This window comes from Ramlibacter sp. 2FC (assembly GCF_005503345.1).
Classification (GTDB): Bacteria; Pseudomonadota; Gammaproteobacteria; order Burkholderiales; family Burkholderiaceae_C; genus SCMQ01.
On record NZ_SCMM01000005.1, the window covers coordinates 62082 to 89041 of the forward strand.

General features: G+C 69.7%; 25 protein-coding genes. 17 read left to right on the top strand and 8 right to left on the bottom strand.

Annotated elements, in window-relative coordinates:
• Nucleotides 1-30: 30 nt before the first annotated feature.
• Nucleotides 31-705: a response regulator transcription factor gene (locus FFS10_RS03930; protein WP_137891680.1), complete on the bottom strand. Its 675-nt coding sequence runs from the start codon at nucleotides 703-705 to the stop codon at nucleotides 31-33.
• 68 nt (nucleotides 706-773) lie between these two features.
• A complete protein-coding gene (locus FFS10_RS03935) occupies nucleotides 774-1247 on the bottom strand; it encodes a MarR family winged helix-turn-helix transcriptional regulator (protein WP_137891682.1) in 474 nt (157 codons plus the stop codon).
• A 139-nt stretch (nucleotides 1248-1386) separates the two neighbouring features.
• Here FFS10_RS03935 and recA point away from each other — a divergent pair, with 139 nt between their 5' ends.
• Both recA and recX read left to right on the top strand, forming a co-directional pair.
• Nucleotides 1387-2439 (top strand): recombinase RecA, encoded by a 1053-nt coding sequence (gene recA / locus FFS10_RS03940; protein WP_137891684.1) that lies wholly within the window; start codon nucleotides 1387-1389, stop codon nucleotides 2437-2439.
• Between the two features lie 113 nt (nucleotides 2440-2552).
• Complete coding sequence (recX, locus tag FFS10_RS03945) at nucleotides 2553-2990, top strand: recombination regulator RecX (protein WP_249931161.1); 438 nt, start codon at nucleotides 2553-2555, stop codon at nucleotides 2988-2990.
• 14 nt (nucleotides 2991-3004) lie between these two features.
• On the opposite strand, the gene argC is transcribed toward recX, so the two are convergent.
• The gene (gene argC, locus FFS10_RS03950; RefSeq protein ID WP_137891689.1) at nucleotides 3005-3928 is read right to left on the bottom strand and encodes an N-acetyl-gamma-glutamyl-phosphate reductase; all 924 of its coding nucleotides are present in this window, start codon (nucleotides 3926-3928) and stop codon (nucleotides 3005-3007) included.
• A 203-nt stretch (nucleotides 3929-4131) separates the two neighbouring features.
• Between argC and sucC the strand changes: the two genes are divergently transcribed.
• From sucC to FFS10_RS04015, 13 genes are all read left to right on the top strand, one after another.
• Nucleotides 4132-5295 carry an ADP-forming succinate--CoA ligase subunit beta gene (gene sucC, locus FFS10_RS03955; protein ID WP_137891691.1) on the top strand — a complete coding sequence of 388 codons (1164 nt, stop codon included), beginning with the start codon at nucleotides 4132-4134 and terminating at the stop codon, nucleotides 5293-5295.
• Nucleotides 5296-5307: 12 nt separating this feature from the next.
• Nucleotides 5308-6201, top strand: coding sequence for a succinate--CoA ligase subunit alpha (gene sucD / locus FFS10_RS03960; RefSeq protein ID WP_137891693.1), 894 nt, complete (start codon nucleotides 5308-5310; stop codon nucleotides 6199-6201).
• A 138-nt stretch (nucleotides 6202-6339) separates the two neighbouring features.
• Complete coding sequence (locus FFS10_RS03965) at nucleotides 6340-7047, top strand: TerC family protein (RefSeq protein WP_137891695.1); 708 nt, start codon at nucleotides 6340-6342, stop codon at nucleotides 7045-7047.
• Nucleotides 7048-7083: 36 nt separating this feature from the next.
• Nucleotides 7084-7836, top strand: coding sequence for a PP2C family protein-serine/threonine phosphatase (locus tag FFS10_RS03970; RefSeq protein ID WP_349654573.1), 753 nt, complete (start codon nucleotides 7084-7086; stop codon nucleotides 7834-7836).
• A 52-nt stretch (nucleotides 7837-7888) separates the two neighbouring features.
• Complete coding sequence (locus FFS10_RS03975; protein WP_137891698.1) at nucleotides 7889-8536, top strand: FHA domain-containing protein; 648 nt, start codon at nucleotides 7889-7891, stop codon at nucleotides 8534-8536.
• Between the two features lie 193 nt (nucleotides 8537-8729).
• Nucleotides 8730-9221 (top strand): pilin, encoded by a 492-nt coding sequence (locus FFS10_RS03980; protein WP_137891700.1) that lies wholly within the window; start codon nucleotides 8730-8732, stop codon nucleotides 9219-9221.
• Between the two features lie 80 nt (nucleotides 9222-9301).
• Nucleotides 9302-10987, top strand: coding sequence for a PglL family O-oligosaccharyltransferase (locus FFS10_RS03985; protein ID WP_171016056.1), 1686 nt, complete (start codon nucleotides 9302-9304; stop codon nucleotides 10985-10987).
• 7 nt (nucleotides 10988-10994) lie between these two features.
• Nucleotides 10995-12620: a PglL family O-oligosaccharyltransferase gene (locus tag FFS10_RS03990; protein ID WP_171016055.1), complete on the top strand. Its 1626-nt coding sequence runs from the start codon at nucleotides 10995-10997 to the stop codon at nucleotides 12618-12620.
• A gap of 75 nt (nucleotides 12621-12695) precedes the next feature.
• On the top strand, nucleotides 12696-14642 hold the full coding sequence (locus tag FFS10_RS03995; protein ID WP_137891704.1) for a hybrid sensor histidine kinase/response regulator: 1947 nt from the start codon (nucleotides 12696-12698) through the stop codon (nucleotides 14640-14642).
• On the top strand, nucleotides 14639-15817 hold the full coding sequence (locus FFS10_RS04000; RefSeq protein ID WP_137891706.1) for an EAL domain-containing response regulator: 1179 nt from the start codon (nucleotides 14639-14641) through the stop codon (nucleotides 15815-15817). The genes FFS10_RS03995 and FFS10_RS04000 overlap by 4 nt, the downstream gene beginning before the upstream one ends.
• A gap of 13 nt (nucleotides 15818-15830) precedes the next feature.
• Nucleotides 15831-17087, top strand: coding sequence for a GGDEF domain-containing protein (locus tag FFS10_RS04005; RefSeq protein ID WP_137891708.1), 1257 nt, complete (start codon nucleotides 15831-15833; stop codon nucleotides 17085-17087).
• A gap of 233 nt (nucleotides 17088-17320) precedes the next feature.
• A complete protein-coding gene (locus FFS10_RS04010) occupies nucleotides 17321-19051 on the top strand; it encodes a hybrid sensor histidine kinase/response regulator (protein ID WP_137891710.1) in 1731 nt (576 codons plus the stop codon).
• A complete protein-coding gene (locus FFS10_RS04015) occupies nucleotides 19048-20844 on the top strand; it encodes an EAL domain-containing response regulator (RefSeq protein ID WP_137891712.1) in 1797 nt (598 codons plus the stop codon). Before FFS10_RS04010 ends, FFS10_RS04015 begins: the two co-directional genes overlap by 4 nt.
• 38 nt (nucleotides 20845-20882) lie before the next feature.
• Here the strand turns inward: FFS10_RS04015 and moaC are convergent, their stop codons facing one another.
• Nucleotides 20883-21374, bottom strand: coding sequence for a cyclic pyranopterin monophosphate synthase MoaC (gene moaC, locus FFS10_RS04020; protein WP_137891715.1), 492 nt, complete (start codon nucleotides 21372-21374; stop codon nucleotides 20883-20885).
• 112 nt (nucleotides 21375-21486) lie between these two features.
• Here moaC and FFS10_RS04025 point away from each other — a divergent pair, with 112 nt between their 5' ends.
• On the top strand, nucleotides 21487-23040 hold the full coding sequence (locus FFS10_RS04025; protein WP_502702649.1) for a M48 family metalloprotease: 1554 nt from the start codon (nucleotides 21487-21489) through the stop codon (nucleotides 23038-23040).
• On the opposite strand, the gene FFS10_RS04030 is transcribed toward FFS10_RS04025, so the two are convergent.
• A complete protein-coding gene (locus tag FFS10_RS04030; protein WP_137891717.1) occupies nucleotides 23008-23361 on the bottom strand; it encodes a phage holin family protein in 354 nt (117 codons plus the stop codon). The two genes, FFS10_RS04025 and FFS10_RS04030, sit on opposite strands and share 33 nt — an antisense overlap.
• Before the next feature lie 33 nt (nucleotides 23362-23394).
• The gene (locus FFS10_RS04035; RefSeq protein WP_137891720.1) at nucleotides 23395-24084 is read right to left on the bottom strand and encodes a TerC family protein; all 690 of its coding nucleotides are present in this window, start codon (nucleotides 24082-24084) and stop codon (nucleotides 23395-23397) included.
• Between the two features lie 351 nt (nucleotides 24085-24435).
• On the opposite strand from FFS10_RS04035, the gene FFS10_RS04040 reads away from it, so the two are divergent.
• Nucleotides 24436-24837, top strand: a complete 402-nt coding sequence (locus FFS10_RS04040; RefSeq protein ID WP_137891722.1) for a DUF3717 domain-containing protein — start codon at nucleotides 24436-24438, stop codon at nucleotides 24835-24837.
• Nucleotides 24838-24840: 3 nt separating this feature from the next.
• On the opposite strand, the gene FFS10_RS04045 is transcribed toward FFS10_RS04040, so the two are convergent.
• Together FFS10_RS04045 and purB are read right to left on the bottom strand one after the other, a co-directional pair.
• Nucleotides 24841-25401: a YaeQ family protein gene (locus FFS10_RS04045; protein WP_137891725.1), complete on the bottom strand. Its 561-nt coding sequence runs from the start codon at nucleotides 25399-25401 to the stop codon at nucleotides 24841-24843.
• Between the two features lie 76 nt (nucleotides 25402-25477).
• A complete protein-coding gene (gene purB, locus FFS10_RS04050; RefSeq protein WP_137891727.1) occupies nucleotides 25478-26857 on the bottom strand; it encodes an adenylosuccinate lyase in 1380 nt (459 codons plus the stop codon).
• Between the last annotated feature and the right edge of the window lie 103 nt (nucleotides 26858-26960).

Here is a 26960-nt window from a genome sequence, read left to right on the forward strand (position 1 = left end):
ACCGGCCAGTTGGCCGACCGGGAAGCTGACTCAGCCCTGGATTTTTTCAAGGCAGTAGCCCAGGCCGCGCACGGTGGCGATGCGGATCGGGCCCTTCTCGATCTTCTTGCGCAGGCGGTGGATGTAGACCTCGATGGCGTTGTTGCTCACCTCCTCGCCCCACTCGCACAGTCGCTCGACCAGCTGGTCCTTGCTGACCAGGCGGCCGGCGCGCTGCAGCAGCACCTCGAGCAGGCCCAGCTCGCGCGCCGACAGCTCGACCATCTTGCCGTCGATGGTGGCCACGCGCCCGGCCTGGTCGTAGACCAGGGGGCCGTGCCGGATCGTGGAGCTGGCGCCACCCATGCCGCGCCGCGTCAGGGCGCGCACGCGCGCCTCGAGCTCCTGCAGCGAAAAGGGCTTGGCCATGTAGTCGTCGGCACCGTAGTCCAGGCCCTTGACGCGCTCCTCCACGCTGTCGGCCGCGGTGAGGATCAGCACCGGCAGGGCGGCGCCGCGCGCGCGCAGGCGCTTGAGCACCTCCAGGCCGTGCAGCTTGGGCAGGCCCAGGTCCAGGATCAGCAGGTCGAACTCGGTGTTGGTCATCAGCGCCGCGTCGGCCTGTGCGCCGTCGCCCACATGGTCGACTGCGGCCCCCGAGCTGCGCAGCGTGCGCAGCAGGCCGTCGGCCAGCACCTGGTCGTCTTCGGCAATCAGTATTCGCATCGCTGTCTCCTGCTTGGGGTCATGCTGCGCGGGGCGCTTCGGCAAATTCTAGGCGCTTGTCATGCGGCTCAGGCGGCGTAAGCCTCCAGGCCCAGCGCCACCACGGTCGCCACCTCGTCGCCGACCGCGCTGCGGAACTCCGCCTCGGCCTGGGCCACCGCGTCGCGGAAGGCCTGCAGCCAGGCCAGGCCGGTGGGCGTGAAGCGCACCAGGCGCGCGCGCGCGTCGAGCGGGTCGGGCCCGCGCGCGACCAGGCCCCAGGCCTCGCACTGGTCGACCAGGTCGCCCATGGCCTGCTTGCTCATGCCGGCCGCGGCGGCCAGCTCGGTCAGGCGCGAGCCGGCTAGGGCGAGATGGCGCGTGATGTGCACATGGGCGGCGCTGACCTGGGCGCGCGCAGCCAGGTTGGACAGGGTCAGCGGCACCTCCACGTTGCCGGCCATCAGCGCCAGCACGCGCTCGTCGAAGCGGCGCATGGCATGGCCCAGCAGCCGGCCCAGATGGGTCTGGCGCCAGCTGTCTTCGACGGTGTTGGCAAGCATGTCCAGATCGTAAGTCAAACTGACCAAAAAATCCGTTTACTTGCCGGAAGTCGCTGCTAAAGTACTGTTCAAACATCCATGTCGTCGTCGAAGACGCTGGATCCACCCGAACAACCCGTTGATTTTCAAGGAGATTTTCATGGACGCAGCCGTCAAGGGCCAGAACGCCGCCAACAGCGAAAAAGCCAAGGCCCTGCAGGCCGCCCTGGCCCAGATCGAGAAGCAGTTCGGCAAGGGCACCATCATGCGCCTGGGTGAGGGCGAGGTGATCGAGGACATCCAGGTGGTGTCCACCGGCTCGCTGGGCCTGGACATCGCGCTCGGCGTGGGCGGCCTGCCGCGCGGCCGCGTGGTCGAGATCTATGGTCCGGAATCCTCGGGCAAGACCACGCTGACCCTGCAGGTCATCTCCGAGATGCAGAAGCTCGGCGGCCAGTGCGCCTTCGTCGACGCCGAGCACGCGCTGGACGTGCAGTACGCGCAAAAGCTGGGCGTGAACCTGCAAGACCTGCTGATCAGCCAGCCCGACACCGGCGAGCAGGCGCTGGAGATCGTCGACAGCCTGGTGCGCTCCGGCGCGGTGGACCTGGTGGTGATCGACTCGGTGGCCGCGCTCACGCCCAAGGCCGAGATCGAGGGCGAGATGGGCGACAGTCTGCCCGGCCTGCAGGCGCGCCTGATGAGCCAGGCGCTGCGCAAGCTCACCGCCACCATCAAGAAGACCAATTGCATGGTGATCTTCATCAACCAGATCCGCATGAAGATCGGCGTGATGTTCGGCTCGCCCGAGACCACGACGGGCGGCAACGCGCTCAAGTTCTACGCCTCGGTGCGCCTCGATATCCGCCGCACCGGCTCGATCAAGAAGGGCGAGGAGGTGATCGGCAACGAGACCAAGGTCAAGGTGGTGAAGAACAAGGTCTCGCCGCCCTTCAAGACCGCCGAGTTCGACATCCTGTTCGGCGAGGGCATCTCGCGCGAGGGCGAGATCATCGACATGGGCGTGAACGCGCGCATCATCGAGAAGTCGGGCGCCTGGTACGCCTACAACGGCGAGAAGATCGGCCAGGGCCGCGACAACGCACGCGAGTTCCTGCGCGAGAACGCGGGCCTGGCGCACGAGATCGAGAACAAGGTGCGCGAGTCGCTGGGCATTCCGCTGCTCAACGAGAGCGCGGAAGCCGCCGAGTAGCTTATGGCCCCCACGCTCGTCACTGCGTGTACGTCGCTGCCCCCCGAGGGGGCCGCAGTCGCCTTGGGGCGGCCCGGCGGCGACTGACCGGGCGCTGCGCTGCGATGCCGCCCATGCTGTCGCTCAAGGGGCGCGCGCTGCGCCTGCTCGCGCAGCGCGAGCATTCGCGCGTCGAGCTGGCGCGCAAGCTGGCGCCGCATGTGCAGGAGGGCGAGGACCTGGACGCCGTGCTCGACGCCCTGCAGGCCCGCGGCTTCATCGACGAGCAGCGCGTGGTCGAGTCGCTGCTGCACCGGCGCGCCGGCAAGCTCGGCGCGGCGCGCATACGCCAGGAACTGCAGGCCAAGGGGCTGGATGCAGCGGCCGTGCAGCAGGCCGTGGCCCAGTTGCAGGGCTCCGAGCTCGAGCGCGCGCGCGAGGTCTGGCGCAAGAAGTTCGGCGAGCCCGCGGCCGATGCGGCCGGGCGGGCGCGGCAGATGCGTTTTCTGGCCGCGCGCGGCTTCGGCGCCGAGGCGATCCGGCGCGTGGTGTCGGGCACCGAAGAAGACTGAGGGCTGAGCGGGGCTCAGAGCCCCAGCATCAGCTGCAGGTTCTGCACCGCGGCGCCGCTGGCGCCCTTGCCGAGGTTGTCCAGGCGCGCGATCAGCACCGCGTGGTGGTATGCGTCGTTGCCGAACACGCGCAGCTCCAGCTTGTTGGTGTCATTGAGAGCGAGCGCGTCGAGCTTGCCGTCCTCGGTCGGTGGCTCCACGCTGACCCAGCCGCCGGCCGCCGCACTCGGCGCATAGTGCGCGGCCAGCGCCTCGTGCAGGTCCGCCGCCTTGGGCTGGCCCGGCAGCAGGTCCAGGTGCAGCGGCAGCTGCACCAGCATGCCCTGGCGGAAGTTGCCGACCGAAGGCACGAACAGGGGGCGGCGCGTGAGGCCGGTGTAGGCCATGATCTCGGGCAGGTGCTTGTGCTTGAGACCCAGGGCATAGGCCTCGAACAGCGGCGCCTCGCCCCTCTCGTAGGCCTCGATCATGCTGCGTCCGCCGCCCGAGTAGCCGCTGACCGAGGGCAGGGCGAGTGCGAAGTCCGGGGGAATCAGGCCGGCGTCGACCAGGGGCCGGATCAACGCGATCGCGCCCGTGGCATAGCAGCCCGGGTTGGCCACGCGCTGGGCCTGGACCACGGCCTCGCGCTGGCCGGCCGCGAGCTCGGGAAAGCCGAACACCCAGCCAGCCGCCGTGCGGTGCGCGGTGGAGGCGTCGATGATCTTGGGCTTGCGTCCGGGCAGCGAATCGATCATCGCCACCGACTCGATGGCCGCGTCGTCGTGCAGGCAGAGCACGACCAGGTCGACCTGGGCCATCAAATCGCGCTTGGCGGCCGGGTCCTTGCGCCGCTCGGGCGCGATGCTGACCAGTTCGACCTGCGGGATCTGCTGCAGGCGCTCGCGGATCTGCAGCCCGGTGGTGCCGGCTTCGCCGTCGATGAAGACCTTGCTCATGGTGCTGTCCTGTCGGGAGAGGAGGGCCGCGGCCGGGCGCGGCAGGGGTTTGTCATCAGATTGCCATGGAACCGTGCGACATGGCATGCACGGTTTTTGTGCATTGCAGCATGATACAGTCGTGGGCTGCAGTGTCCAGTGCCGGCTGCTCGAAGTCAAACGCCGCAGCCAGGTGAAAACCATCCACTCCTGAGAGAGACTTCATGAAGATTCACGAGTACCAGGGCAAGGAAATCTTGCGTCAATTCGGTGTGCCTGTGCCGCGCGGCATTGCGGCGTTCACGGTGCAGGAGGCGGTGGAAGCCGCCCAGAAGCTGGGCGGCCCGGTGTGGGTGGTGAAGGCGCAGATCCACGCCGGCGGGCGCGGCAAGGGCGGCGGCGTCAAGGTCGCCAAGAGCATCGACGACGTCAAGCGCCTGGCCGGCGAGATCCTGGGCATGCAGCTCAAGACCCACCAGACCGGCCCCGAGGGCCAGAAGGTGCGCCGCCTGTACATCGAAGACGGCGCCGACATCCAGAAGGAATACTACGTCTCCGTCGTCACCGATCGCGCCACGCAGAAGCTCGCCTTCATCGCCTCCAGCGAAGGCGGCATGGACATCGAGGAAGTGGCGCACAGCACGCCCGAGAAGATCATCACCGAGTTCATCGACCCGCTCGCCGGCCTGACCGCCGAGCAGGCCAGGAAGATCGCCGCCGGCATCGGCCTGCCCGCCGAGTCCACGGCCCAGGCCGTCGACCTGTTCCAGAAGCTCTACAAGTGCTACATGGACACCGACGCCTCCCTGGTCGAGATCAACCCGCTCAACCGTGACAGCCAGAACCAGCTGATGGCGCTGGACGCCAAGTTCAACTTCGACGCCAACGCCCTGTTCCGCCACCCCGAGATCGTCGCCCTGCGCGACCTCGACGAGGAGGACCCGGCCGAGATCGAGGCCAGCAAGTTCGACCTGGCCTACATCAGCCTGGACGGCAACATCGGCTGCCTGGTCAACGGCGCGGGCCTGGCCATGGCCACCATGGACACCATCAAGCTGTTCGGCGCCGAGCCGGCCAACTTCCTGGACGTGGGCGGCGGCGCCACCCCCGAGAAGGTCACCGAGGCCTTCAAGATCATGCTCAAGAACCCCAAGGTCAAGGCGATCCTCGTCAACATCTTCGGCGGCATCATGCGCTGCGACACCATCGCCACCGGCATCATCACCGCCTGCAAGGCCGTGAACCTGTCCGTGCCGCTGGTCGTGCGCATGAAGGGCACCAACGAAGAGCTGGGCAAGAAGATGCTGGCCGAATCCGGCCTGCCCATCATCAGCGCCGACACCATGGCCGAAGCCGCCCAGAAGGTGGTCGCCGCCGTCAACGCCTAAGAGGAGTCCGCCATGTCCATCTACATCAACAAAGACACCAAAGTCATCACCCAGGGCATCACCGGCAAGACCGGCATGTTCCACACCTCCAAGTGCCGCGAGTACGCCAACGGCGCCAACTGTTTCGTCGCCGGCGTCAACCCCAAGAAGGCCGGTGAGGACTTCGAGGGCGTGCCCATCTACGCCACCGTGCAGGAAGCCAAGCAGGCCTCCGGCGCCACCGTCTCCGTGATCTACGTGCCGCCCGCCGGCGCGGCCGCCGCGATCTGGGAGGCCGTCGAAGCCGACCTGGACCTGGCGATCTGCATCACCGAAGGCATCCCGGTGCGCGACATGCTCGAAGTGCGCAACAAGATGAAGGCCAAGGAGGCCGCCGGCGGCAAGAAGACCCTGCTGCTGGGCCCCAACTGCCCGGGCCTGATCACGCCCGACGAGATCAAGATCGGCATCATGCCCGGCCACATCCACAAGAAGGGCCGCGTCGGCGTCGTCAGCCGCTCCGGCACCCTGACCTACGAAGCCGTGGCGCAGCTGACCGAGCTGGGCATCGGCCAGTCCTCGGCCGTGGGCATCGGCGGCGACCCGATCAACGGCCTCAAGCACATCGACGTGATGCAGGCCTTCAACGACGACCCGGACACCGACGCCGTGATCATGATCGGCGAGATCGGCGGCCCGGACGAGGCGGAAGCCGCGCGCTGGTGCAAGGCCAACATGAAGAAGCCCATAGTCGGCTTCATCGCCGGCGTGACGGCGCCCCCCGGCAAGCGCATGGGCCATGCCGGCGCGCTGATCTCCGGCGGCGCCGACACGGCCGACGCCAAGCTGGCCATCATGGAGGAATGCGGCTTCAAGATCACGCGCAACCCGTCCGAGATGGGGCGCCTGCTCAAGGGCCTGCTGTAAGCCTGGGGCCTTCGCAATGGCGCCCGGTGCCGGGCGTCATTGCGGTTTGCCACAATGCCAAGCCGGATTTCCTGCGGGACAATCCGGCTTTGTCATTTTTTTCAATGACGCCCTGTGGCGTCCGTCCGAAAGATCACCGTGGAAGAATTCCTCACCGCCCATTTCTGGCTCGCCGTCGGTCAGATCATCATGATCGACATCCTGCTCGGCGGCGACAACGCCGTGGTCATCGCACTGGCTTGCCGCCAGCTGCCGGCGCACCAGCGCACCAAGGGCATCCTCTGGGGCACGGCCGGCGCCATCGTGCTGCGCGTGATCCTGATCGCCTTCGCCCTGACCCTGCTGGCCATTCCCTACCTCAAGCTGGTCGGCGGCGCGCTGCTGGTCTGGATCGGCATCAAGCTGCTGGTGCCCGAGGACGAGGACGAGCACAGCAACATCAAGGCCAGCGACAAGCTCTGGGGCGCCGTCAAGACCGTGATCGTGGCCGACCTGGTGATGAGCATAGACAACGTGATCGCGATCGCCGGCGCCGCCCAGGGCGCGGGCGAGCAGCACCAGCTGCCGCTGGTGATCTTCGGTCTGCTGGTCAGCATTCCCATCATCGTATGGGGCAGCCAGCTGGTGCTCAAGCTGATGGACCGCTTCCCCTTCATCATCACCGTGGGTGGCATGCTGCTGGGCTGGATCGCCGGCACCATGGTGCACACCGACCCCGGCCTGGTCGAGTACCTGCCCCAGGGCAAGGCCTGGAACTACGCCCTGGGCGTCGCCGGTGCCCTGATCGTGCTGGCGGTCGGCAAGCTCCTGCAGCGCGGCCGCACCGCCCAGACGGAGACGGCCTGAGGAAACGCCTGATCGGCCATCCGCAGCGGCGCGGTCATGATGTTGCACAGCTTCTGCGCGCTGACGGACGCCGGCCGGCTGCGGCCCAACAACGAGGATGCGGTTTGCGTCGACGAGGCCAGCCGGCTGATCGTCCTGGCCGACGGCATGGGCGGCCACCAGGCCGGCGAGGTGGCCAGCCGCATGGCGGTGAGCCTGATCGCCGCCGAGCTGGGCCCCTGGCTGTCGGGGCCGGGCCGCCAGGCCACGGCGGCCGAGGCCATGGGGGCCTTGCGCGACTGCGTCGACCGTGTGAACCAGGCCATCCTGCAGGCGGCGGCCAGCCGTGCCGAATACGCCGGCATGGGCACCACGGTGGTGTTCGGTGCCTTCCATGGCAGCCAGCTCCTGCTCGGCCATGTGGGCGATTCACGCGCCTACTGCTGGCGCCAGGGGCGTCTGGAGCGTTTGACCACCGACCACACCCTGCTGCAGCGCCAGCTCGACGCCGGCCTGCTGACGCCGGCCCAGGCGGCCCGCTCCGCCGGCCGCTTCCTGCTGACCCGGGCGCTGGGCGTGGAGGCACGTGTGGTGCTGGCGCTGCGCGCCTTGGCCGTCGAGCCGGGCGACCTGTACCTGCTGTGCTCCGACGGCCTGACCGACATGCTCGATGACGAGCGATTGGCCGGCCTGCTCGCCCAGGGCGGCGGCCTGCAGGCGCAGGCGCAGCGCCTGGTCGACGGCGCCAACGCCGAGGGCGGGCGCGACAATGTTTCCGTCGTGCTCGCGCAACTGAGCGCCCCGGCCTGAGCGGCCATCCTACAATTTGGCTCGTGGCGCAAGAACAGGCCCTAGGAACCCCATGCCCAAAGTCATCGTCTCGATCGACGGCGTCGTCATCAAGGAAGCCCAACTGACCCAGGCGCGCACGACCATCGGCCGCCGGCCCTACAACGACATCGTGATCGACAACCTCGCGGTCAGCGGCGAGCACGCGGCGCTCGAGCTGGTGGGTCAGCAGGTGCTGCTGCACGACCTGGGCAGCACCAACGGCACCCGCCTCAACGGCCGGCCGGTCAAGCTGGCCCAGCTGCAGCACGACGACCTGGTCGAGATCGGCAAGTACCGCCTGCGCTTCCTGCAGGAGCAGCCGGCCGGCCAGGCGGCGCCCGTGTCCCCGCCGGCACCTTCCGTACTGCCTTCCGCCGCACCGGCCGTCGCCTCGGACGTGGCAGCCGCCCCGGCTCCGGGCACCGGGCCCCGTATCCGCGTCCTGAACGGGCCCGGTGCCGGCCGCGAGCTGCCCCTGGTCAAGATCGTCACCACCCTGGGCAAGCCCGGGGTCGGCGTGGCCGCCATCACGCACCGGCCGCAGGGCTTCGCGCTGACTCATATCGAAGGCGAGGCGCCCGCTGTCAACGGCCAGGCGCTGGGCAGCGAGCCGCTGATGCTGGCCGACGGTGACCATATCGATCTGTCGGGCGTGCAGATGCAGTTCGTGCGCGCCTGAAGCGCCTGAGCCTGACACGAATTGTCAGGGCGGCCTGACGGGAAATGTCAGCCCTGCGCCCGACGAGTCCGAAAAGGGCGGGAAATTTAATCCAAAGGTGCTCAATTTGAGCCTCGCGGCCACCGATTCCCGCCTGGCACGAAATCTGCGGACTCCGGCATGCACTTGTGCATCAACTCAAGGAGAGTAAGCAATGAAGCGTTCCATGCAACAGGGTTTCACACTGATCGAACTGATGATCGTCGTGGCGATCATCGGCATCCTGGCCGCCGTGGCGCTGCCGGCGTACCAGGACTACAGCAAGCGGGCGAAAATGTCCGAGGTGGTGCTAGCCGCATCTGCTTGCCGTACGACGATTACCGAAGTGTTCCAGTCCAACTCGGCAGGCAGCCTGCCCGTGGCCAATGACTGGGGTTGCGAAAGCTCCACGGCATCGTCCAAGTACGTGGCCAAGGTTGAGACCGATGCAAACGGTGCCGTTCGCGTAACGGCCACCGGCATTGACGCGACCAATATCGATGGAAAATTCGTGACGCTGGTCCCCCTGGATAGTGCCAATGCCACTCCTACGGGCGGCTCAGCGGTATTCAAGTGGGTCTGCGGCAATACGACTGCCGCGGGTACCAGCGCTTTCGTAACTACTGTGCCGAGCAAGTACCTGCCGGGTTCCTGTCGCGGCCTCTGATGTCGAAGGCGGCATTAATTGGTATGCTGAAAACGCCCCTTCCGGGGCGTTTTTCTTTGGGCGTCTGCTGGCCTTACGGCATGGGCCTGCTTATGGCGCTGGCCTGGCTGGTGCCCGTCCATTTCCCCCCCTGGGTCAGCTGGCATGCCGAGGCCCCGGCGTTCCTGGTCGTGCTGCTGGGCGCCGGTATCGCCATGCCGGGTCCCAAGGGAGCCTTTTCCCACCGGCTGGCGGTCCCGCTCATTGCGTGGCCTTTCCTGGCGCTGGCTGCCTGGGCGGTGTTGCAGGCGGCGGCGGGCAGCATCGCCTTCTGGGGCAGCGCGCTGGTGTTCGTCCTCTATGCGGCCCTGTGTGCGACGGCGCTGACGCTGGGCTACGCGGGCGCCAAGGGCGCCGAAGAGCCGGCCTGCGCCTCGGCGGATGACGGGTCCCTGCTGGAACGGCTGGCTGCGGTGCTGCTGGTCGGCGGCATGGTTTCCTCGGCGGTGGCCGGCGCCCAGGCCTTCGACCTGTGGCAAGACTCGGCCTGGATTGCGCGCATGCCCAGTCTGCGTCGCCCCGGCGGCAACATGGGCCAGCCCAACCACCTGGCCATCCTGCTGGTCATGGCCATGGCCAGTGTCATGCATCTACTGGCCATCCGCCGGCTCGGCGGCGCGGTCGCTGCCCTGCTGTGGGCGCTGTTGTCTGCGGGCCTGGCGATGACCGAGTCGCGCGCAGGGCTGCTGGGACTGGGCGTGTTGCTGCTTTGGTGGCTCGCCAAGCGCCACGGGGCGGCAGCACGGACGCCGGCGGGGTGGGGCCCGGCTGCTGGCGGAATTGCTGGCCTGATGTTCGTGGTCTGGCCCTCGGTGTTTGCGGCCGTGCATATGGCGGGCCCGGGCGAGGTCCAGGGCCGTTTGGCGACCGGCAGCCTGCGCCTGACGGTCTGGCCGCAACTGATCGAGGCCGTGCTGATGCGCCCCTGGTGGGGCTGGGGCATGGGCAATGTGGCCGAGGCGCACAATGCCGTGGCCCACGCCTATGCGACCAGCGAGCCCTTCACTTACAGCCACAACCTGGTCCTGGACCTGGCGCTGTGGCTGGGCATCCCCGCGACGCTGGTGCTGGTCGGCGCGACGGCGCTCTGGCTCTGGCGTCGGCTGCGCGCCGCCAGTGACGCCGTCAGCTGGTACGCCCTTGCCGTGGCCTTGCCGGTCGGCGTGCATGCGATGCTCGAGTTTCCGCATGCCTACGCCTATTTCCTCGTGCCGGTGATGCTGGCGCTCGGCGTGCTCGAGGGCCGGCTCGGTGTCCGGCCGCTGCTTCGGCTGGGACGCAGGCCTGCAGCGGTCCTGCTGCTGGCGGCGGCGGGATTCGTGTTCTGGTCGGCGGTCGAGTACCTGCGTGTCGAAGAGGATTTCCGCGTAGCGCGTTTCGAGGCCCTGCGCGTCGGCCAGACGCCGGCCGGGCACGAGCGGCCCAGGGTGTTGCTGCTGACGCAGCTGGGCGCCTTGCTGGACAGCATGCGCATCGAGCTGCGGCCGGGCATGCCGGAAGGCCAGCTGGGCTTGATCAGGCAGATGGCCCTGCGCCACCCCTGGACGGCCACGCAGTACCGCTATGCGCTGGCGCTGGCGCTGAACGGCCAGGGCGAGGAAGCGGCGCGACAGATGCAGGTGCTGCGTGCGCAGCACGGTGAGAAAATCCACCGGCAACTGCGCGAACAAATGGAACAGAAACTGGACGACCATCACCTGCCACGCGACAGCCTGCGCCTGCCCTGACCGCTGGATGACAAGAACGATTTCTGCCTGGTCGACGACCGGTCTGCTGCTGGCCTTGTGGCTCTGGCCCTTTGCGGGCGGGCCCTCGCCCGCCGTGCAACCCATGCTGTTCGGCCTGCTGGTCGCCGCCCTGCTGTGGTTCCTGGCTGCGCCCCAGGGCCGCGTGCTGTCGGGCCTGGTTCTGGCGCTGAGTGCGCTCGCGGCGGCCAGCGCGCTGACGGCGCCGCTGGTGTGGGCCGGGACCCTGGTGGGCGGGCTCATGGTCTGCGCCGGTTACGCGGCGACCCAGGCCGGCGAGCAGGGGCGGGGCGCGCATCTGCTGGCCTGGGCCTGGCTGCTGGCCGGCCTGCTCAGCAGCTTCATGGGCCTCATGCAGTACGCCGGCGTCGGCGCCGCACTCGCTCCCTGGATCAACGCCACGGAGGTCGGCCAGGCCTTCGCCAATCTGCGCCAGCGCAACCAGTTCGCCTCTTTGACCAACATCGGCCTGGTGGCCGGGCTGTACCTGGCGGCCTCGCCGGCGCAGCGCAAGCAGGCTGTGCTGCTGACGCTGGGCGCGGCCCTGCTGGCCGCCGGCAACGCCGCTTCGGGTTCACGCACCGGCCTGGTCCAACTGGCCGTGGTGCTGGTGTTGGCCGGCGGCTGGGGGGCGTTGCGCCGGCCGCTGCAACGGCGCATGTTGGTCGTCGCGGTGCTGGCCTACGGCGCGGCGAGCATGGCTCTACCCTGGCTGGCGGGGCTCGGCGCGCTGCCGCCGGGCGCCCTGGCGCGCCTGGCCAGCGAGCAGGTGGACTGCGCGAGCCGTCTCACGCTGTGGCGCAACGTGCTGCAGCTGATTGCCCTGCGGCCCTGGCTGGGCTGGGGCTGGGGCGAGCTGGACTACGCCCACTTCGTCACGCTCTACGAGGGGCCGCGCTTTTGCGACATCCTGGACAACGCGCACAACCTGCCGCTGCACTTGGCGGTGGAGCTGGGCCTGCCGGCGGCCATGGCGCTGTGCGGTGCCGTGGTCTGGGCCGTCTGGCGCGCGCGGCCCTGGCGCGAGACCGATGCGGCGCGCCGCATGGCCTGGGGCGTGCTCGCGGTGATCGCGCTGCACAGCGGGCTCGAATACCCGCTGTGGTATGGTCCCTTCCAGATCGCGCTGGGCCTGTGCCTGGGCCTGCTCTGGCCCAATGCGGCGACGCGTTCGGCAAGCCACATGACATCGACGAAGCCCCTGGCCTCCTGGCCCCAGAAGCTGCTGGCGCTGGCCCTGATCGCGGCCAGCGGCGCCGCGGCCTGGGACTATTGGCGCGTGAGTCAGGTCTACCTGCCGCCCGAGGCCCGGGCCGAGGCCTGGCGCGACGACCCGCTGGCGGCCGTGCGCGGCAGCTGGCTGTTTCGCGACCAGGCGCGTTTTGCCGAGCTGACACTGAGCGCGCTGTCGCGCGAGAACGCGGTCTGGACCTACCGCACTGCCAGCGCACTGCTGCACTACGCCCCCGAGCCCCGCGTGGTCGAAGCGCTGGTCGAGAGCGCGGTGCTGCTGGGCCGCGAGCAGGAGGCGCTGGCGCTGCTGGTGCGCTATCGTGCGGCATTCCCCGAGGCGCACGCGCACTGGGCCAGGCGCCAGACCGGCGCGGGTGGCTGAAGGAGGCGATGGGTGGCCCCTCGTTCGCAAGCCCTGTCACATTCGTCGCGGCAGCCCCCATCGTCCGCGGGTGACATGACGGCGTCGCCAGCGGTATCGGGCCTGGGCGACGAAATGGGCCAGCTCCTGGACGGCATCTCCGAGGCCTGCTTCACGCTGGACCGGCAGTGGCGCCTGGGCTTTGTGAACCGGCAGGCCGAGTACTTCCTGGGCCGGCCGCGCCAGCTGATGACCGGCCGCAGGCTCTGGGAGCTGTTTCCCCAGGCGCGCAACTCGGTGTTCCATGAGCATTACCAGCGCGCGCTGCGCGAGCAGGTCACGGTGAGCTTCGAGGCTTGCTCCACGCTGCGCGAGGCCTGGCTGGAGGTGCGGGCACAGCCTCTGGGCCAGGGGCTGGCCGTGTTCTTCCGCGACATCACGGCGCGGCGCGCCACGCGCGAGCACCTCAAGCTGGTCGAGGCCGGCATAGAGCGCATCGACGACATCGTCATGATCCTGGACACGGCCACGGGCGAGCCCGGGCCGAACATCGTCTATGTGAACGAGGCCTTCGTGCGCCTGACCGGCTGCACGCGTGAGCAGGCCATTGGCCGTCCGCCCGCGCTCTGGCAGGACGGGATGGCCGACCCCGACGAGCGCGCCCGCATCCAGGCGGCGCTGCGTTGCTGGCAGCCACTGCGGGTCGAGTTGCAGCAGCGGCGCGCCGCCGCTGCGCCCTTGTGGCTGGAGCTGGACATCGCGCCGGTCGCCGATGCCAGGGGCTGGTACACGCACTGGGTGGTCGTGGGGCGCGACATCACCGGGCGCAAGCAGGCCGAGCGCGAGCGGCGGGCGCTGGAGCAGCGCCTGGCGCAGTCGCAAAAGCTCGAGGCCATGGGCCTGCTGACGGGCGGCATCGCCCACGACTTCAACAACCTGCTGACGGTGATGAACGGCAGCGCCGAGCTGCTGATGGAGGACCTGGCCGATCGCCCGGCCCAGGCCGAGCTGGCGGCCATGGTGCATGCCGCCGGCCGGCGTGGCGCCGAGTTGACCCATCAGCTGCTGGCTTTCGCGCGCGGGCAGGCGCTGCGGCCTCGGGTGGTTCGGCCGGGCGAGCTGCTCGAGGGCATGGCGACGCTGCTGCGACGCACCCTGGGCCCCGAGGTGGCCGTGCAGATGGTGCTGGCGCCGCAGCTGGAGGCGCTGCGCATCGATCCCGCGCAGTTCGAGACGGCGGTCCTCAACCTCTGCCTCAACGCCCGCGACGCCATGCCGGCCGGAGGCTGCCTGCGGGTGGAGGCGTCCAGCCTGGTGCTCGAGGCCGGGCAAGCGCCGCCCCATCTCGAGCTGGTGCCCGGCCGCTACGTGCAGCTGGCCGTGAGCGACACCGGCAGCGGCATGCCGCCGCAGGTGCTGGAGCGGGTGTTCGAGCCTTTCTTCACGACCAAGCTGCGTGGCCAGGGCACGGGCCTGGGGCTGAGCATGGTGTATGGCTTCACCAGGCAGTCGGGCGGGCAGGTGGGCATCGATTCCGGGCCTGGCCAGGGCACGGTGGTGCGGCTGTACCTGCCGGTGGCGCAGCCCCAGGCGGACGAGGCCGAGGCCGGCGCCAGCGGGGTCGTGGACGCGCCGGCGCGTGGCGCCGAACGCGTGCTGGTGGTGGACGATGACGAGCTGGTGCGCGCGCATGCCGCGGCGCTGCTGCGCGGCCTGGGCTACCAGGTGCAGACCGCTGGCGGCGGCCAGCAGGCCCTGGACCTGCTGGCCGGTGGGGCGTCGGTGGACCTGCTGTTCACCGACATGCTCATGCCGGGAGGCATGGGCGGACCGCAGCTCGCGCGCGAGGCGCGCAGGCTGCGCCCAGGCCTGCCGGTGCTGTTCTGCTCCGGCTACCTGGGGCCGGATGCTGCGCCGCAGCAAATCTGGGGCGGCGGCGTGGACTGGCTGCACAAGCCCTACGGCCGTGGCGAGCTGGCCGGCAAACTGCGCGCCTTGCTGGACAATGGTGGCATGGACGAGGAGCCAAGAGGCACAACATGAGCAAGCGCTTGCTGATCCTGGACGATGAGAGTGCGGTCGCGCAGACCATGGAGGTCGTCGCGCGGCGCAGCGGTTTTGACGTCCGCTGCTGCGTGGACCCGGCGGTCTTTTTCGTCGAGCTGGAGCGCTGGCAGCCCAGCCATGTGGTGGTCGACCTGGTCATGCCCAAGATGGACGGCATCGAGGTCATACGCCTGCTTGCCAGCCGTGGCTGCGCGGCCTGGCTGATCGTCACCAGCGGCATGGGGGCGAAGATCCTCGAGTCGGCCCGGCGCGTCGCGACGCAGCGCGGGCTCAACTTCCTGGGCCTGCTGCCCAAGCCGTTCACGCCCAAGGCGCTGCGCGAGCTGCTCGACTGCCCACCCCCGCAGGACTCGCTGCACTCGCAGCAGTCGATGTGGGCGGCCTACACCGAGGACGACATCACGCCCGAGGTGCTGGAGCAGGCGATCGCCTGCGAGCAGTTCGAGCTGCATTACCAGCCCCGGCTGCAGCTGTCCTCGGGCCGGCTCGCGGGCTTCGAGGCCCTGGTGCGCTGGGAGCACCCGGATCTGGGCACGATACGGCCCAGCCGCTTCATTCCGATGGCCGAGGCCTGCGGCCTGATAGGCGCGCTCAGCGACTGGGTGTTCCGCACCGGCCTGCGCTGGCTGGCCGGCCAGCCGGCCAGCCGCGAGGTCTCGCTGTCGCTGAACCTGTCGCCGAGCGCGCTGCAGGACCTGGCGCTGGCCGATGCGCTGAGCGCGCAGTGCGCCCAGCTCGGGCTCGCGACGCAGCGCGTCACGCTGGAGCTGACCGAGAGCAGCGCGGTGCGCAACTTCGGCGATGCGCTCGACATCCTGACCCGTTTGCGCATCAAGGGCTTTCACCTGAGCATCGACGACTTCGGCACCGGCTACGCCTCGATGACCCAGCTGTCGCGCCTGCCCTTCACCGAGCTGAAGGTGGACAAGTCCTTCGTCATGTCCATGGTCGGCTCCTCGGAGTCGCGCGACATCGTGGCGGCCTCGCTGGACCTGGGGCAGAAGCTGGGCCTGACCACGGTGGCCGAGGGCGTGGAGAACACCGGTACCCTGCAGTTGCTCAAGGCGCTGGGCTGCGACCAGGTGCAGGGCTATCTGCTGGCCCGGCCCATGCCCGCAGACGCGGCGCGCGACTGGACGCCCAGCCTCTGAGTCCGCGCTCACCATGCGCCTGGATTTCGCCACCCTGGCCCTGACCTCGGCCCTGATGTCCATGGCCCTGGCGGCGGGCCTGAGCCTGGCGGCGCGTGCGCAGAGCCGGCCGGTCGCCTTGCGCGAATGGGCCGGCAGCCTCTGGGGCCTGTCGGTCGTGGCGCTGGGACTGGCCGCCTGGCAGCTGCGGCTGTTTTCCGGCGCGGCCCTGCCGTTCCTGGCGAACACGGCGATGGCCATGTCGCTGGTCCTGCAGCTGTGGGGGGCCCAGCGTGCGGCGGGGCGAACCGCGGCGCGGCGCGGGGGTTATGCCTGCATCGCCGCCGTGGGCTTGATGACTGCCCTGGGTGGCGCCTGGCCTGAGGTCCTGGCGCCAGGCACGCTGCTGGGCGCCCTGCTCATGGCGGCCTTGCTGCTGACCACGGCCGCCGTGGTGTGGCGGATCGCGCTGCCACCCGGCCAGGTGGCGGCCAAGGTGGCTGCCATCTGTTGGGGTGTGGCGGCCGCGCTGTTCCTGGGCCGCGCCGTCGCCCTCGCGGCGACGCTCGGCGAGCCGGCGTCGGCTTCGCACACCATGCTGCTGCCCCAGTCCCTGAGCTGGCTGGTCCTGGGTGTGGCGATGGTCGGCGGCAACGCGGCCAACCTCGCCGTGGCGCAGGGCCAGCTCGAGGCCAAACTCGAGCAGACCCGCGAACAGGTCGGCGCGGTCGGCCGCATGAACATGGTGCAAAGCCAGATCGAGGCCAAGCTCGAACGCCTGTCGCGCCGCGACGAGCTCACCGGGGCGCTGAACCGGCGCGGCATCCTCATGGAGCTGGAGGCCTGCGTGGCCCGGGTGGCGCGCTACCAGCGGCCGGCGGCCCTGGTCTGTTTCGACATCGACCACTTCAAGAGCATCAACGACCGCTTCAGCCACGCCATGGGCGACCGCGTGCTGGTCGCAGTGTCCTCCCATGTGCAGGCCATGCTGCGCGTGCCCGACTGCCTGGGCCGTCTGGGCGGCGACGAGTTCTGCATCCTGCTGCCCGAGACCAGCCTGGCTGGCGCCATCACCCTGGCCGAGCGCATCTGCCGCGCGCTGCCGCAGGCCGTCGCCCAAGCCTGTCCCGAGGTTGGCGAGATCACCCTGAGCCTGGGGGTGGCCAGCCTGGAGGGCGACGATCCCAAGGTGGACGCCTGGCTGCACGCCGCCGACCTGGCCCTGTATGCCGCCAAGCACGAAGGGCGCAACCGGGTCGTCGCCGCGGCGCCGGCCGACCTGCCGGCATAGCGTTCGCCAGCGTAAGCTTGGTCGCGGAACCGACCCCCGTACCCGCGCTGCAGGGCCTGCTGGCACGCCGGGCGTGGCGGATACGCCACGCTGCTTTCGCCTAAAACAGTAGGATCTTGATACAAGTGTGGCAATATGCATTACACCGTCTCTCGGCCGCGTTGTCGGTGTAACCGCGCCGGACCGCCCAAGAACGGCGCTCGTCGTTTGACCTACAGGGACCGCTTTGCTGCATGATCCGGGCTCCGATACCAACCAACGATGCTGATCGGCTGGCCGAGCTGGAGGCCTATCGGGTGCTGGACACCCCGAATGACCCGGCCCTGGACCGCATCTGCCGTCTGGCGCAACGGGTCTTCGCGCTGCCCTACGCCATGGTGTCCATCGTGGCCGCGGACCGGCAATGGCTGAAGGCTTCGGTGCGGCTGGGCAACGCGTCCTACCCGCGTGACATCTCGCTTTGCGCGCACACGGTGCACGCGGGCCAGCCGATGGTCGTGCCCGACACGCTGCAGGACCCGCGCTTTGTCGACAACCCCCTGGTGACCGGTTTTCCCGGCATCCGTGCCTACGCCGGCGTGCCCCTGGTGGTGGCCAGCGGCCATGCGCTGGGAACCCTGTGCGTGGTCGACAAGGCGCCACGCGAATTTTCCGAGCAGGACCTCGAGACCTTGCGCGAGCTCGCGGCCCTGGTGGTCAACGAGCTCGAGCTGGCGCGTCAGGCCGCCGAGCTCAAGGACGGGTTCGAGCATGCCCGGCAGTTCGAGCGCGAGGCCGAGCGCCAGCGCCTCGAGCTGGTGGCCGCCAAGGAGGAGGCCGAGCGCGCCAACCAGGCCAAGAGCGAGTTCCTCTCCAGCATGAGCCATGAGCTGCGCACGCCGCTCAACGCCGTGCTCGGCTTCGCCCAGCTGCTGATGAACAGCCGGCGCGAGCCGCTGTCCGAGCGCCAGCGCGGCCAGGCCGAGCACATCGTCAAGAGCGGCGAGCACCTGCTGAAGCTGATCAACGAGGTACTGGACCTGGCGCGCATCGAGGCCGGCCAGCTCCACCTGTCGATCGAAAGCGTGGCGGTCGGCCCCCTGATCGACGATTGCCTGCTGATGCTGCGCGCCATGGCCGAGCGCCGCGGCATCGTGCTGCGCGCCCGCATCGACCCGCGCCTGCCGGCGGCGGCGCTCGACTTCACGCGCGGCAAGCAGGTGCTGCTGAACCTGCTGAGCAACGCGATCAAGTACAACCGCGACGGCGGCTCGGTGGTGATCAGCGCGCTGGCCGACCAGCAGGGCGTGAGCATCGAGGTGCGCGACACCGGCGCCGGCATTCCGCTGGAGCGCCAGGCCGAGCTGTTCAAGCCCTTCAGCCGCCTGGGCCAGGAGTCGGGCGGGCCGGAAGGCACGGGCATCGGCCTCACGATCACGCAGCGCCTGGTCCAGCAGATGCACGGCCGCATCTCGTTCGAGAGCACACTGGGCGTGGGCTCGGTCTTCACCGTGGTGTTCCCGCTGGCCAGCGGCGGCGAGCCGCTGGCCGGCGCGGGCGCGGCCCTGGCGCTGAACGGCCTGACCGGACTGACCCAGCGCGCCTCGCGCCTGCTGCTGTACGTCGAGGACAACCCTGCCAACCTGACGCTGATGCGTGAGCTGATCGCCGAGACCGACAACCTCGAGCTGATTTCCGCGCCGAGCGCCGAGCTGGGCATCGAGCTCGCGCGCAGCCGCAAGCCCGACCTGGTCCTCATGGACATCAACCTGCCGGGCATGAGCGGCCTGGACGCCGCGCGCCAGCTCAAGCGCCTGCCGCAGACGGCCGCCGTCCCGGTGATCGCCCTGTCCGCCAGCGTGCCGGGCTCGAGCGCCACCCGCGCCGAGCACGAAAAAGTGTTTGCCGCCTACCTGGCCAAGCCGGTGAACGTGGCCGAGCTGCTGCTGACCCTCGAGCAGTTCTTACCGGGAGACGGCGCATGATTCTTCCCGACCAGCCCCATACCGACGCGCGCATCCTGATCGTCGACGACAACCCGACCAACGTGGCCCTGCTGGTCGACATCCTCGACGACGCGGGCTTTAGCGATCTCGAGTCCACCACCAACCCCTTCGAGGCGGTCGAGCGCTTCGTCCAGGGCCAGCACGACCTGATCCTGCTCGACATCCGCATGCCCGGCATGGACGGCTTCGCCGTGATGCGCGCGCTGCGCGAGCGCCTGCAGGGTGACGAATACCTGCCGGTGCTGGTGCTGACAGCACACGCCGACCATCCGACGCGGCTCGCCGCGCTCGAGGCCGGCGCGCGCGATTTCGTGTCCAAGCCCTTCGATGCGGGCGAGGTGTTGCTGCGCATCCGCAACCTGCTCGAGGTGCGTGCGCTGCACAACCACCGCCGCATCGAGGCTGAGCGGCTGGAGATCCTGGTCGCCGAGCGCACGGCCGAGCTGAGCGAGCGCAAGCGCCACCTGGCCTACCTGGCCAGTCACGACACCCTGACCGGTCTGCCCAATGCCCATGCGCTGCTGGAATGCCTGGACGCGCGGCTGGCCGAGCCCGAGACCCGGTTCTCCCTGGTGCTGCTCGAGCTGGCGGGCCACCGGCGCCTGGACAACCTGGAGGGCCACACCTTCGGCGAGCAGGTGCTGAGCGCCGCGGCGAAGCTGCTGCAGCAGGCGCTGGCGCCCCTGGGTGTGTGGTTGACCCACTGGCGCAGCGCCAAGTTCGTCATCGTGGTCGACGACGCCGAGTCGGAGGCGGCCTTGGAGCGGCTGCGCGCGCGCGTTCTCGACTGCATCGCCCGTCCCCTGGCGGTGGGCGGTTACGAAATGTTGCTCGACGCCCGTTTCGGCGTCGTGCAGGCCCCGGCCCATGGCAGCGCCAGCGGCGAGCTGCTGCGGCGCGCCAGCCTGGCCCTGGCCAGCGGCCTGTTCAGCACCAAGCCGCCGCTGACCCGTTTCAGCCTTGCGCAGGAAGGCGAGATCGCCAAGCGCCACCGGCTGGAAAAGGCGTTGCGCGGGGCCCTGGCGCGCGGCGAGATCGCGCTGCATTACCAGCCCAAGTACAGCTGGACCGAGAACGCCGTGGTCGGCGCCGAGGCCCTGATGCGTTGGAACCACCCGGAGTTCGGCCCGGTGCCGCCGATGCGCTTCATCCCGCTGGCCGAGGAAACCGGCCTGATCGCCGAGCTGGGCCTGTGGGCGATCGAGCAGGCCTTGAGCGACGTGGCGCGCTGGTCGGCCGAAGCGGGCCGCCAGATGGCGGTGGCCGTCAACGTCTCGGCGCGCCAGTTCGAGCTCATGCGCTCGCGCGGCGATTCGCTGTCCGACCAGGTGCGGCTGCTGATCGCGCGCGCCGGCGTGGCGCCCGAGATGCTGGAGCTCGAGATCACCGAGAGCGCGATCATGGCCGACTTCGGCTATGTGCTCGAGGAGCTCAACCGCTTGCGCGCGCTGGGCGTGCGCCTGGCGATCGACGACTTCGGCACCGGCTACTCGTCGCTGGCCTACCTGCGCAACCTGCCGGTCAACACGCTCAAGATCGACCGCGCCTTCGTGCACGGCATGGCGGCCAACGACGACGCCCAGTCGCTGGCCCGCACCGTGGTGGCCATGGGCAAAGCCTTGCACCTGGAAGTCGTGGCCGAGGGGGTCGAGACCGGCGCCGAGGCCACCGCGCTGCAGGCGCTGGGCTGCGACCTGGCCCAGGGCTGGCTCTACGGCCGGCCCATGCCGGCCGACCAGCTGCCCAGCATGCGCCTGGCACGCGCGGCGTGATCCGCCCCACGCCCGGCAGGGCGTGGCCGTTGCCCCGCTCAGGGATTCACGAAGCTGCCCGACTTGCCGCCATGCTTCTCGCGCAGGCGCACGCCGGTGATGGTCATGCCGCGGTCGGCGGCCTTGCACATGTCATAAATGGTCAGCAGGGCCACCTGCACGGCGGTCAGGGCTTCCATCTCCACCCCGGTCGGGCCCACGGTTTCGACGGTCGCTGTGCATTCCACGGCTGCCGTGGGCGAGGATTCGGTGGCGAAGTCGAGCGCGATGCGGGTCAGCGCCAGCGGGTGGCACAGCGGGATCAGGTCGCTGGTCTTCTTGGCCGCCTGGATGCCGGCGATGCGCGCGATGCCCAGCACATCGCCCTTCTTGGCGTTGCCGCTCTGGATCAGCGCCAGCGTGGCGGGCTGCATCTCGATGCGGCCCTGGGCCACAGCCACGCGATGCGTCGCGGGCTTGGCGCCCACATCGACCATGTGGGCCTGGCCTTGCGCGTCGAAATGGGTGAGGGGCGATGCGGGGGTGTTCATGCGGCAGCGGGCCAGTGGAAAAAACCGTTTACAAGAGCTTCATCTCGTTCGCGCATGATACGGCCATGTGCGCTTATGCTGGCAGCACCTGTGCGCCGCCGTTGAATCCACCTTGAGACTTCGCAACTGCCCACCGCGTCCTCCGGGGCGCCTGCCGCGACTGGCCGGCGGCCTGCTGCTGGCCTTGTCGCTGCTGTCCGCCGGACCGGCGCCGGCCCAGCCCAGGGCGGCGGCGCTGCCCACGCTGGGCGACGGCGGCGAGATGACGCTGGGCGCCGAGCGCAAGCTCGGCGAGCGCATCGCGCGCGAGCTGTACCGCGACCCCGACTACCTCGACGACGCGGTGCTGGCCGAGTACGTGCAGGGCCTGTGGCAGCCGCTGCTGGCGGCCGCGCGCCAGCGCGGCGAGCTCACGTCCGAGCTGGAGGAGCGTTTCGCCTGGGAGATTCTGCTCGGGCGCGACCGCACGATCAACGCCTTCGCCTTGCCCGGCGGCTACCTGGGCGTGCACCTGGGCCTGATCGGCGCCGTCACGCGGCGCGACGAGCTGGCGGCGGTGCTGGCGCACGAGCTCAGCCATGTCACGCAGCGCCATATCTCGCGCCTGATCGCGCAGCAGGACCGGCAGGCGCCCTGGCTGCTCGGGGCCATGATCCTGGGCGCCCTGGCGGCCTCCAAGAACCCCCAGGCGGCGCAGGCCGTGGTGGTGGGCGGGCAGGCGGTGGCGGCGCAGAGCCAGCTCAATTTCTCGCGCGACATGGAGCGCGAGGCCGACCGCATCGGGTTCGGCGTGCTGACCCAGGCCGGCTTCGCGGCCGAGGGCTTCGTAGGCATGTTCGAGAAGCTGCAGCAAGCCTCGCGCCTGAACGACAACGGCGCCTTCCCCTACCTGCGCAGCCACCCGCTGACCACCGAGCGCATCGCCGACATGCAGGCGCGCCAGCCGCTGGGCGCGCCGCGTGCCGCCCCGCCGCCGGACCTCGAGCAGGCCATGGTGGCGGCGCGTGCGCGCGTGCTGGCCCGGCCCGGCGTGGACGTGCTGCGCGGCTGGGTGGCCGAGGCGGAGACACCGGGCTTCGCGGGCCTGGCCGTGCCGCGCCGGGCGGCCGTGCTCTACGCGGCGGCGCTGGCCAGCCTGCAGCTGAACGATCTGCCGCGCGCCGCGGCGTTCGCGGCGCGCCTGGTACCGCTGGCGGCGGCGCAGCCGCAGGGCGCGCGCCAGGCGCGGCTGCTGGGGGCCGAGGTCGCGCTGCAGGCGGGCGATCTGGGGCGGGCCGCGCAGCTGCTGGGTGCGTCCGGCGATGCCTCGCCGGCGCGGCCCGAGTTGTTCCTGTGGGCCCAGCTGCGCACGCGCGGCGGGCAGGCGGCCGAGGCGGCCGCGCGGCTGCAGCCCTGGGTGCTCAGCCACCCGCGCGACGCCTCGGCCTGGCAGCTGCTGGCCGCGGCCCACGCGGCGCAGGGCCAGGGCTTGCGCGCGATCCGCGCCGAGGGCGAGGCCCGGCTGGCGCAGCTCGACTACGCCGCGGCGGTGGACCGTTTCAGGGCCGCCCAGGCGCTGTACCGCCAGGGACCCGGCCAGCCCGGCGACCACATCGAGGCGTCCATCGTCGACACCCGGCTGCGGCTGGCGGAATCAGCCCTGCGGGAGCAGGCGCTCGAGCGCTGAGTCGATCAGCAGGCCGAACAGCGAGTAGATCAGCGAGCCCAGCAGCGCGGCGCCGAAGCCGCTGACCTGGAAGCCCTCGAGCAGGCCCGAGGCGGCCCAGAACATCAGCGCGTTGATCACGAACAGGAACAGGCCCAGCGTGACCACGGTCACCGGCAGGGTCAGCACGACCAAGACCGGCCGCACCACGGTGTTGAACAGGCCGATCACCAGGGCCGCGACCAGCGCGGCGGCGAAGCCCTGCACCTGCACCCCGCTGTAGAGCTGCGCCAGCGCCAGCAGGGCCGCTGCGCTGAGCAGCCACTTGAGGATCAGTTTCATGGCCGGGGAGCATAGCACCCCGGCCCCGGGGCGTCACGCGGCGGGCTGTCGCCGCTTGGCGGTCCACCAGCCGGCGCCCAGCACGCCGGCGACGGCCAGCGTGTAGGTGGCCCAGCGCGCCGCGCTGTGCATCAGCTCGGGCGGATCGAACACCGCGTCCAGCAGCGGCTCGCCGACGACCATCTTGGCGGCCGTGAAGGCCAGCACGGCCGCGCCCAGATGGATGATGATGGGAAAGCGCTCGACCAGCTTGAGCACTACCGAGCTGCCGAACACCACGATGGGCACGCTGATCAGCAGGCCGATCACCACCAGGTCGAAGGCGCCGTGGGCGGCGCCCGCCACGCCCAGCACGTTGTCCACGCCCATCAGCGCGTCGGCCACCACGATGGTCTTCATGGCGCCCCAGAAGGTGTTCGCGGCCGGGCCGGAGTGCCCGTCGCCGTCGCCCTCGTCGAGCAGCTTGTAGGCGATCCACAGCAGGCCCAGGCCGCCGACCAGCATGAGGCCCGGGATCTTGAGCAGCCAGACCACGCCCACCGTCATCAGCGAGCGCACGGCGATGGCGCCGACCGTGCCCCAGACGACCGCCTTGCGCTGCAGCTGTGGCGGCAGGCTGCGTGCGGCCAGGGCGATCACGATGGCGTTGTCGCCGGCGAGCACGAGGTCGATGAGGACGATGGCCAGCAACGCTGACCACCAGGCGGCAGAAAAAAGCTCCATGCGGAATCTCCGGTTCAGGTGTGGGCGACCGGATGCAGGCTTTCGGAGGCATGCGGGGGAGGGCCCGCCACAGGGGCGGTTGCCGCGCAAACCTCGACCCCGCCCGCATCAGGCCAGGGATCGAAGGTCTTGCTCGGCAAGGCGTTTGGCGCATGCTTGCCCGACAGACCGGAAGCGATGCTTCGTCATGACGGCCTGCCGATGACGGCCGCGACGCAGAGGGGACGTCATGGCCGGCGGGAGCTACTCCCCTTCGGAAGGGGCGATTAAAGCAGGCCAGGCGTTTTCCTTGCAAGCTGCAGGCCCATTTGCACGGCCGCGCTATCATCGCCCTCCCCCGGAACACCCAGCATGGCAGGCATACACATCACCGACATCGAGGCCGCGATCAACCATTGGCGCCAGAAGAAGCCCTCGCCCGACGGCGTCACGCTGGCGCCGGAGCTGCGCGCGCTGGCCGAGGTGTACGCGCTGATGGTGTTTCATCGCGAGGACGAGGCCGACGAGGCCAGCCTGCCTCAGCGGGCCAAGGCGGCCTGGCTCGACTGGTACGCGGCCACGCCCGACACGCCCTGCATCGCGATCTGCTCGACCAGCCAGGGCGACGAGGTCTGCAAGGGTTGCGGCCGCAGCTTCGACGAGGTGCAGCTGTGGCCCGAGATGAGCCCGGCCGAAAAGCGCGCCACCTGGCGGCGCATCACGCTGGAAGACACGGCCTGGCGCTTCAACCGCTACGCCGAGCGCGCGGGCTGAAATTCACTTCCAGCGCTGGAGCTCCAGGTGCACGCTGTCGCGCGCGTTGCCGAGCGTCAGCGTGCCCTCCTGCACCGTGGCCTGCAGCTGCATGCTGCGCTCGGCCAGCCTGGCCAGCGCCTGGGCGGCCTCGCTGGGCACGCGCCAGACCTGCAGCTTGTCCAGCTTCGCCAGCTTGCCCGCGATGCCGCGCCACCAGACCTCGGCCGCGTGGTGGAAGGCGTAGACGATGACCAGGTCGGCCTTCTGGCAGGCCTTGGCCAGCGGCTTGTCCTCGGGCTGGCCGACCTCGACCCACAGGCGCGTGCGGCCCGTGAAGTCGCGCAGGTAGAGGTCGGGGTCCTCGGGATCGGACAGGCCGGCGCCGAAGGCCAGCTGGCCGTCGCCCTGGCAGACGGTCTGCAGCTGGTGGGCGTGGAGCGCCAGCGCCAGCAGGCGCACCATCATGCGCTCGTCGGTCTCGCTCGGATGCCGGGCCAGGGTCAGCGCGTGGTCGGCGTAGTAGCCGTGGTCTATGTCGGCGATGGCCAGGCTGGCCTTGAAGATGGTGGATTTGAGGGCCATGCCGCAGCTGCTGGTGGAGGTGTCGAGGATGGCCGCCGCGCCTCGGGGCGGTGCGGGGCGGCCGGGCGGGCCCGGGTCAGGCGCGGCGCGCCAGCTCGGCGGCCTTGCCCAGGTAGCTGGCCGGGGTCAGGGCCAGCAGGCGGTCCTTCTCGGCCTGGGGAATCTCGAGCGAGCGGATCAGCTGGTGCAGCGCCTCGGCCGTGACGGTCTTGCCGCGCGTGACCTCCTTGAGCTTCTCGTAGGCCCCGGCCACGCCGAAGCGGCGCATCACGGTCTGGATCGGCTCGGCCAGCACTTCCCAGGCCGCGTCGAGGTCGGCCGCCAGGGCCTCCTCGTTGAGCTCGAGCTTGTTCAGACCGGTCATCAGCGACGCGTAGGCCAGCACCGCGTAGCCCAGGGCCACGCCCATGTTGCGCAGCACCGTGGAGTCGGTCAGGTCGCGCTGCCAGCGCGAGACCGGCAGCTTCTCGGCCAAGTGGCGCAGCAGGGCGTTGGCCAGGCCCAGGTTGCCCTCGGCGTTCTCGAAGTCGATCGGGTTGACCTTGTGCGGCATGGTCGAGGAGCCGATCTCGCCGGCCTTCAGGCGCTGCTTGAAGTAGCCCAGGCTGACATAGCCCCAGACATCGCGCGACAGGTCGACCAGGATGGTGTTGGCGCGCGCCACGGCGTCGAACAGCTCGGCCATGTAGTCGTGCGGCTCGATCTGGATGCTGTAGGGCTGGAAGCTCAGGCCCAGGCCCAAGGGCTCGGGTGTCTCGATGACCTTCTTGCTGAAGGCCTCCCAGTCGAACTCGGGCCAGGCCGAGAGGTGGGCGTTGTAGTTGCCCACCGCGCCGTTCATCTTGCCCAGCAGCTTGACGCCGGCTATTGCGGAGCGCGCTGCCGCCAGTCGCACCACCACGTTGGCCAGCTCCTTGCCGACCGTGGTCGGGCTGGCGGTCTGGCCGTGGGTGCGGCTGAGCATGGGCACGGCGGCATGGGCATGGGCCATCTCGCGCAGCTTGGCGATGATCTGGTCCAGCGCCGGCAGCAGCACCTGCTCGCGCCCAGCCTTGAGCTGCAGCGCGTGGCTGGTGTTGTTGATGTCCTCGCTGGTGCAGGCGAAGTGCACGAACTCGGCGGCATGCTCGAGCTCGGGCCGGGCCTCGAACTTGGACTTGATCCAGTATTCCACGGCCTTGACGTCGTGGTTGGTGGTCTTCTCGATCTCCTTGATGGCCGCGCCGTCGGCTTCGGAGAAATTCTTGACCAGGCCCAGTAAGTAAGTACGTGCTCCTGGCGTGAGCGGCTTGAATTCGTCAAAGCCCGCATCACTGAGTGCGATGAACCAGGCAATCTCCACCTGCACGCGGCGGTGCATGTAGCCCTGCTCGCTCATGAACGGGCGCAGGGTGGCGAGTTTGGCGGCGTAGCGTCCGTCGAGCGGGGACAGGGCGGAGATGGTCGAGAAGGTCATCCTCGAATTGTAGGGCGACCCCGTGGGCGCCAAGTGGCCAGCCCGGCGCCGGACTCTCCCTGGAGCCTTACCCTAGAATCAAAGCATCAATTCGTGACTTTTT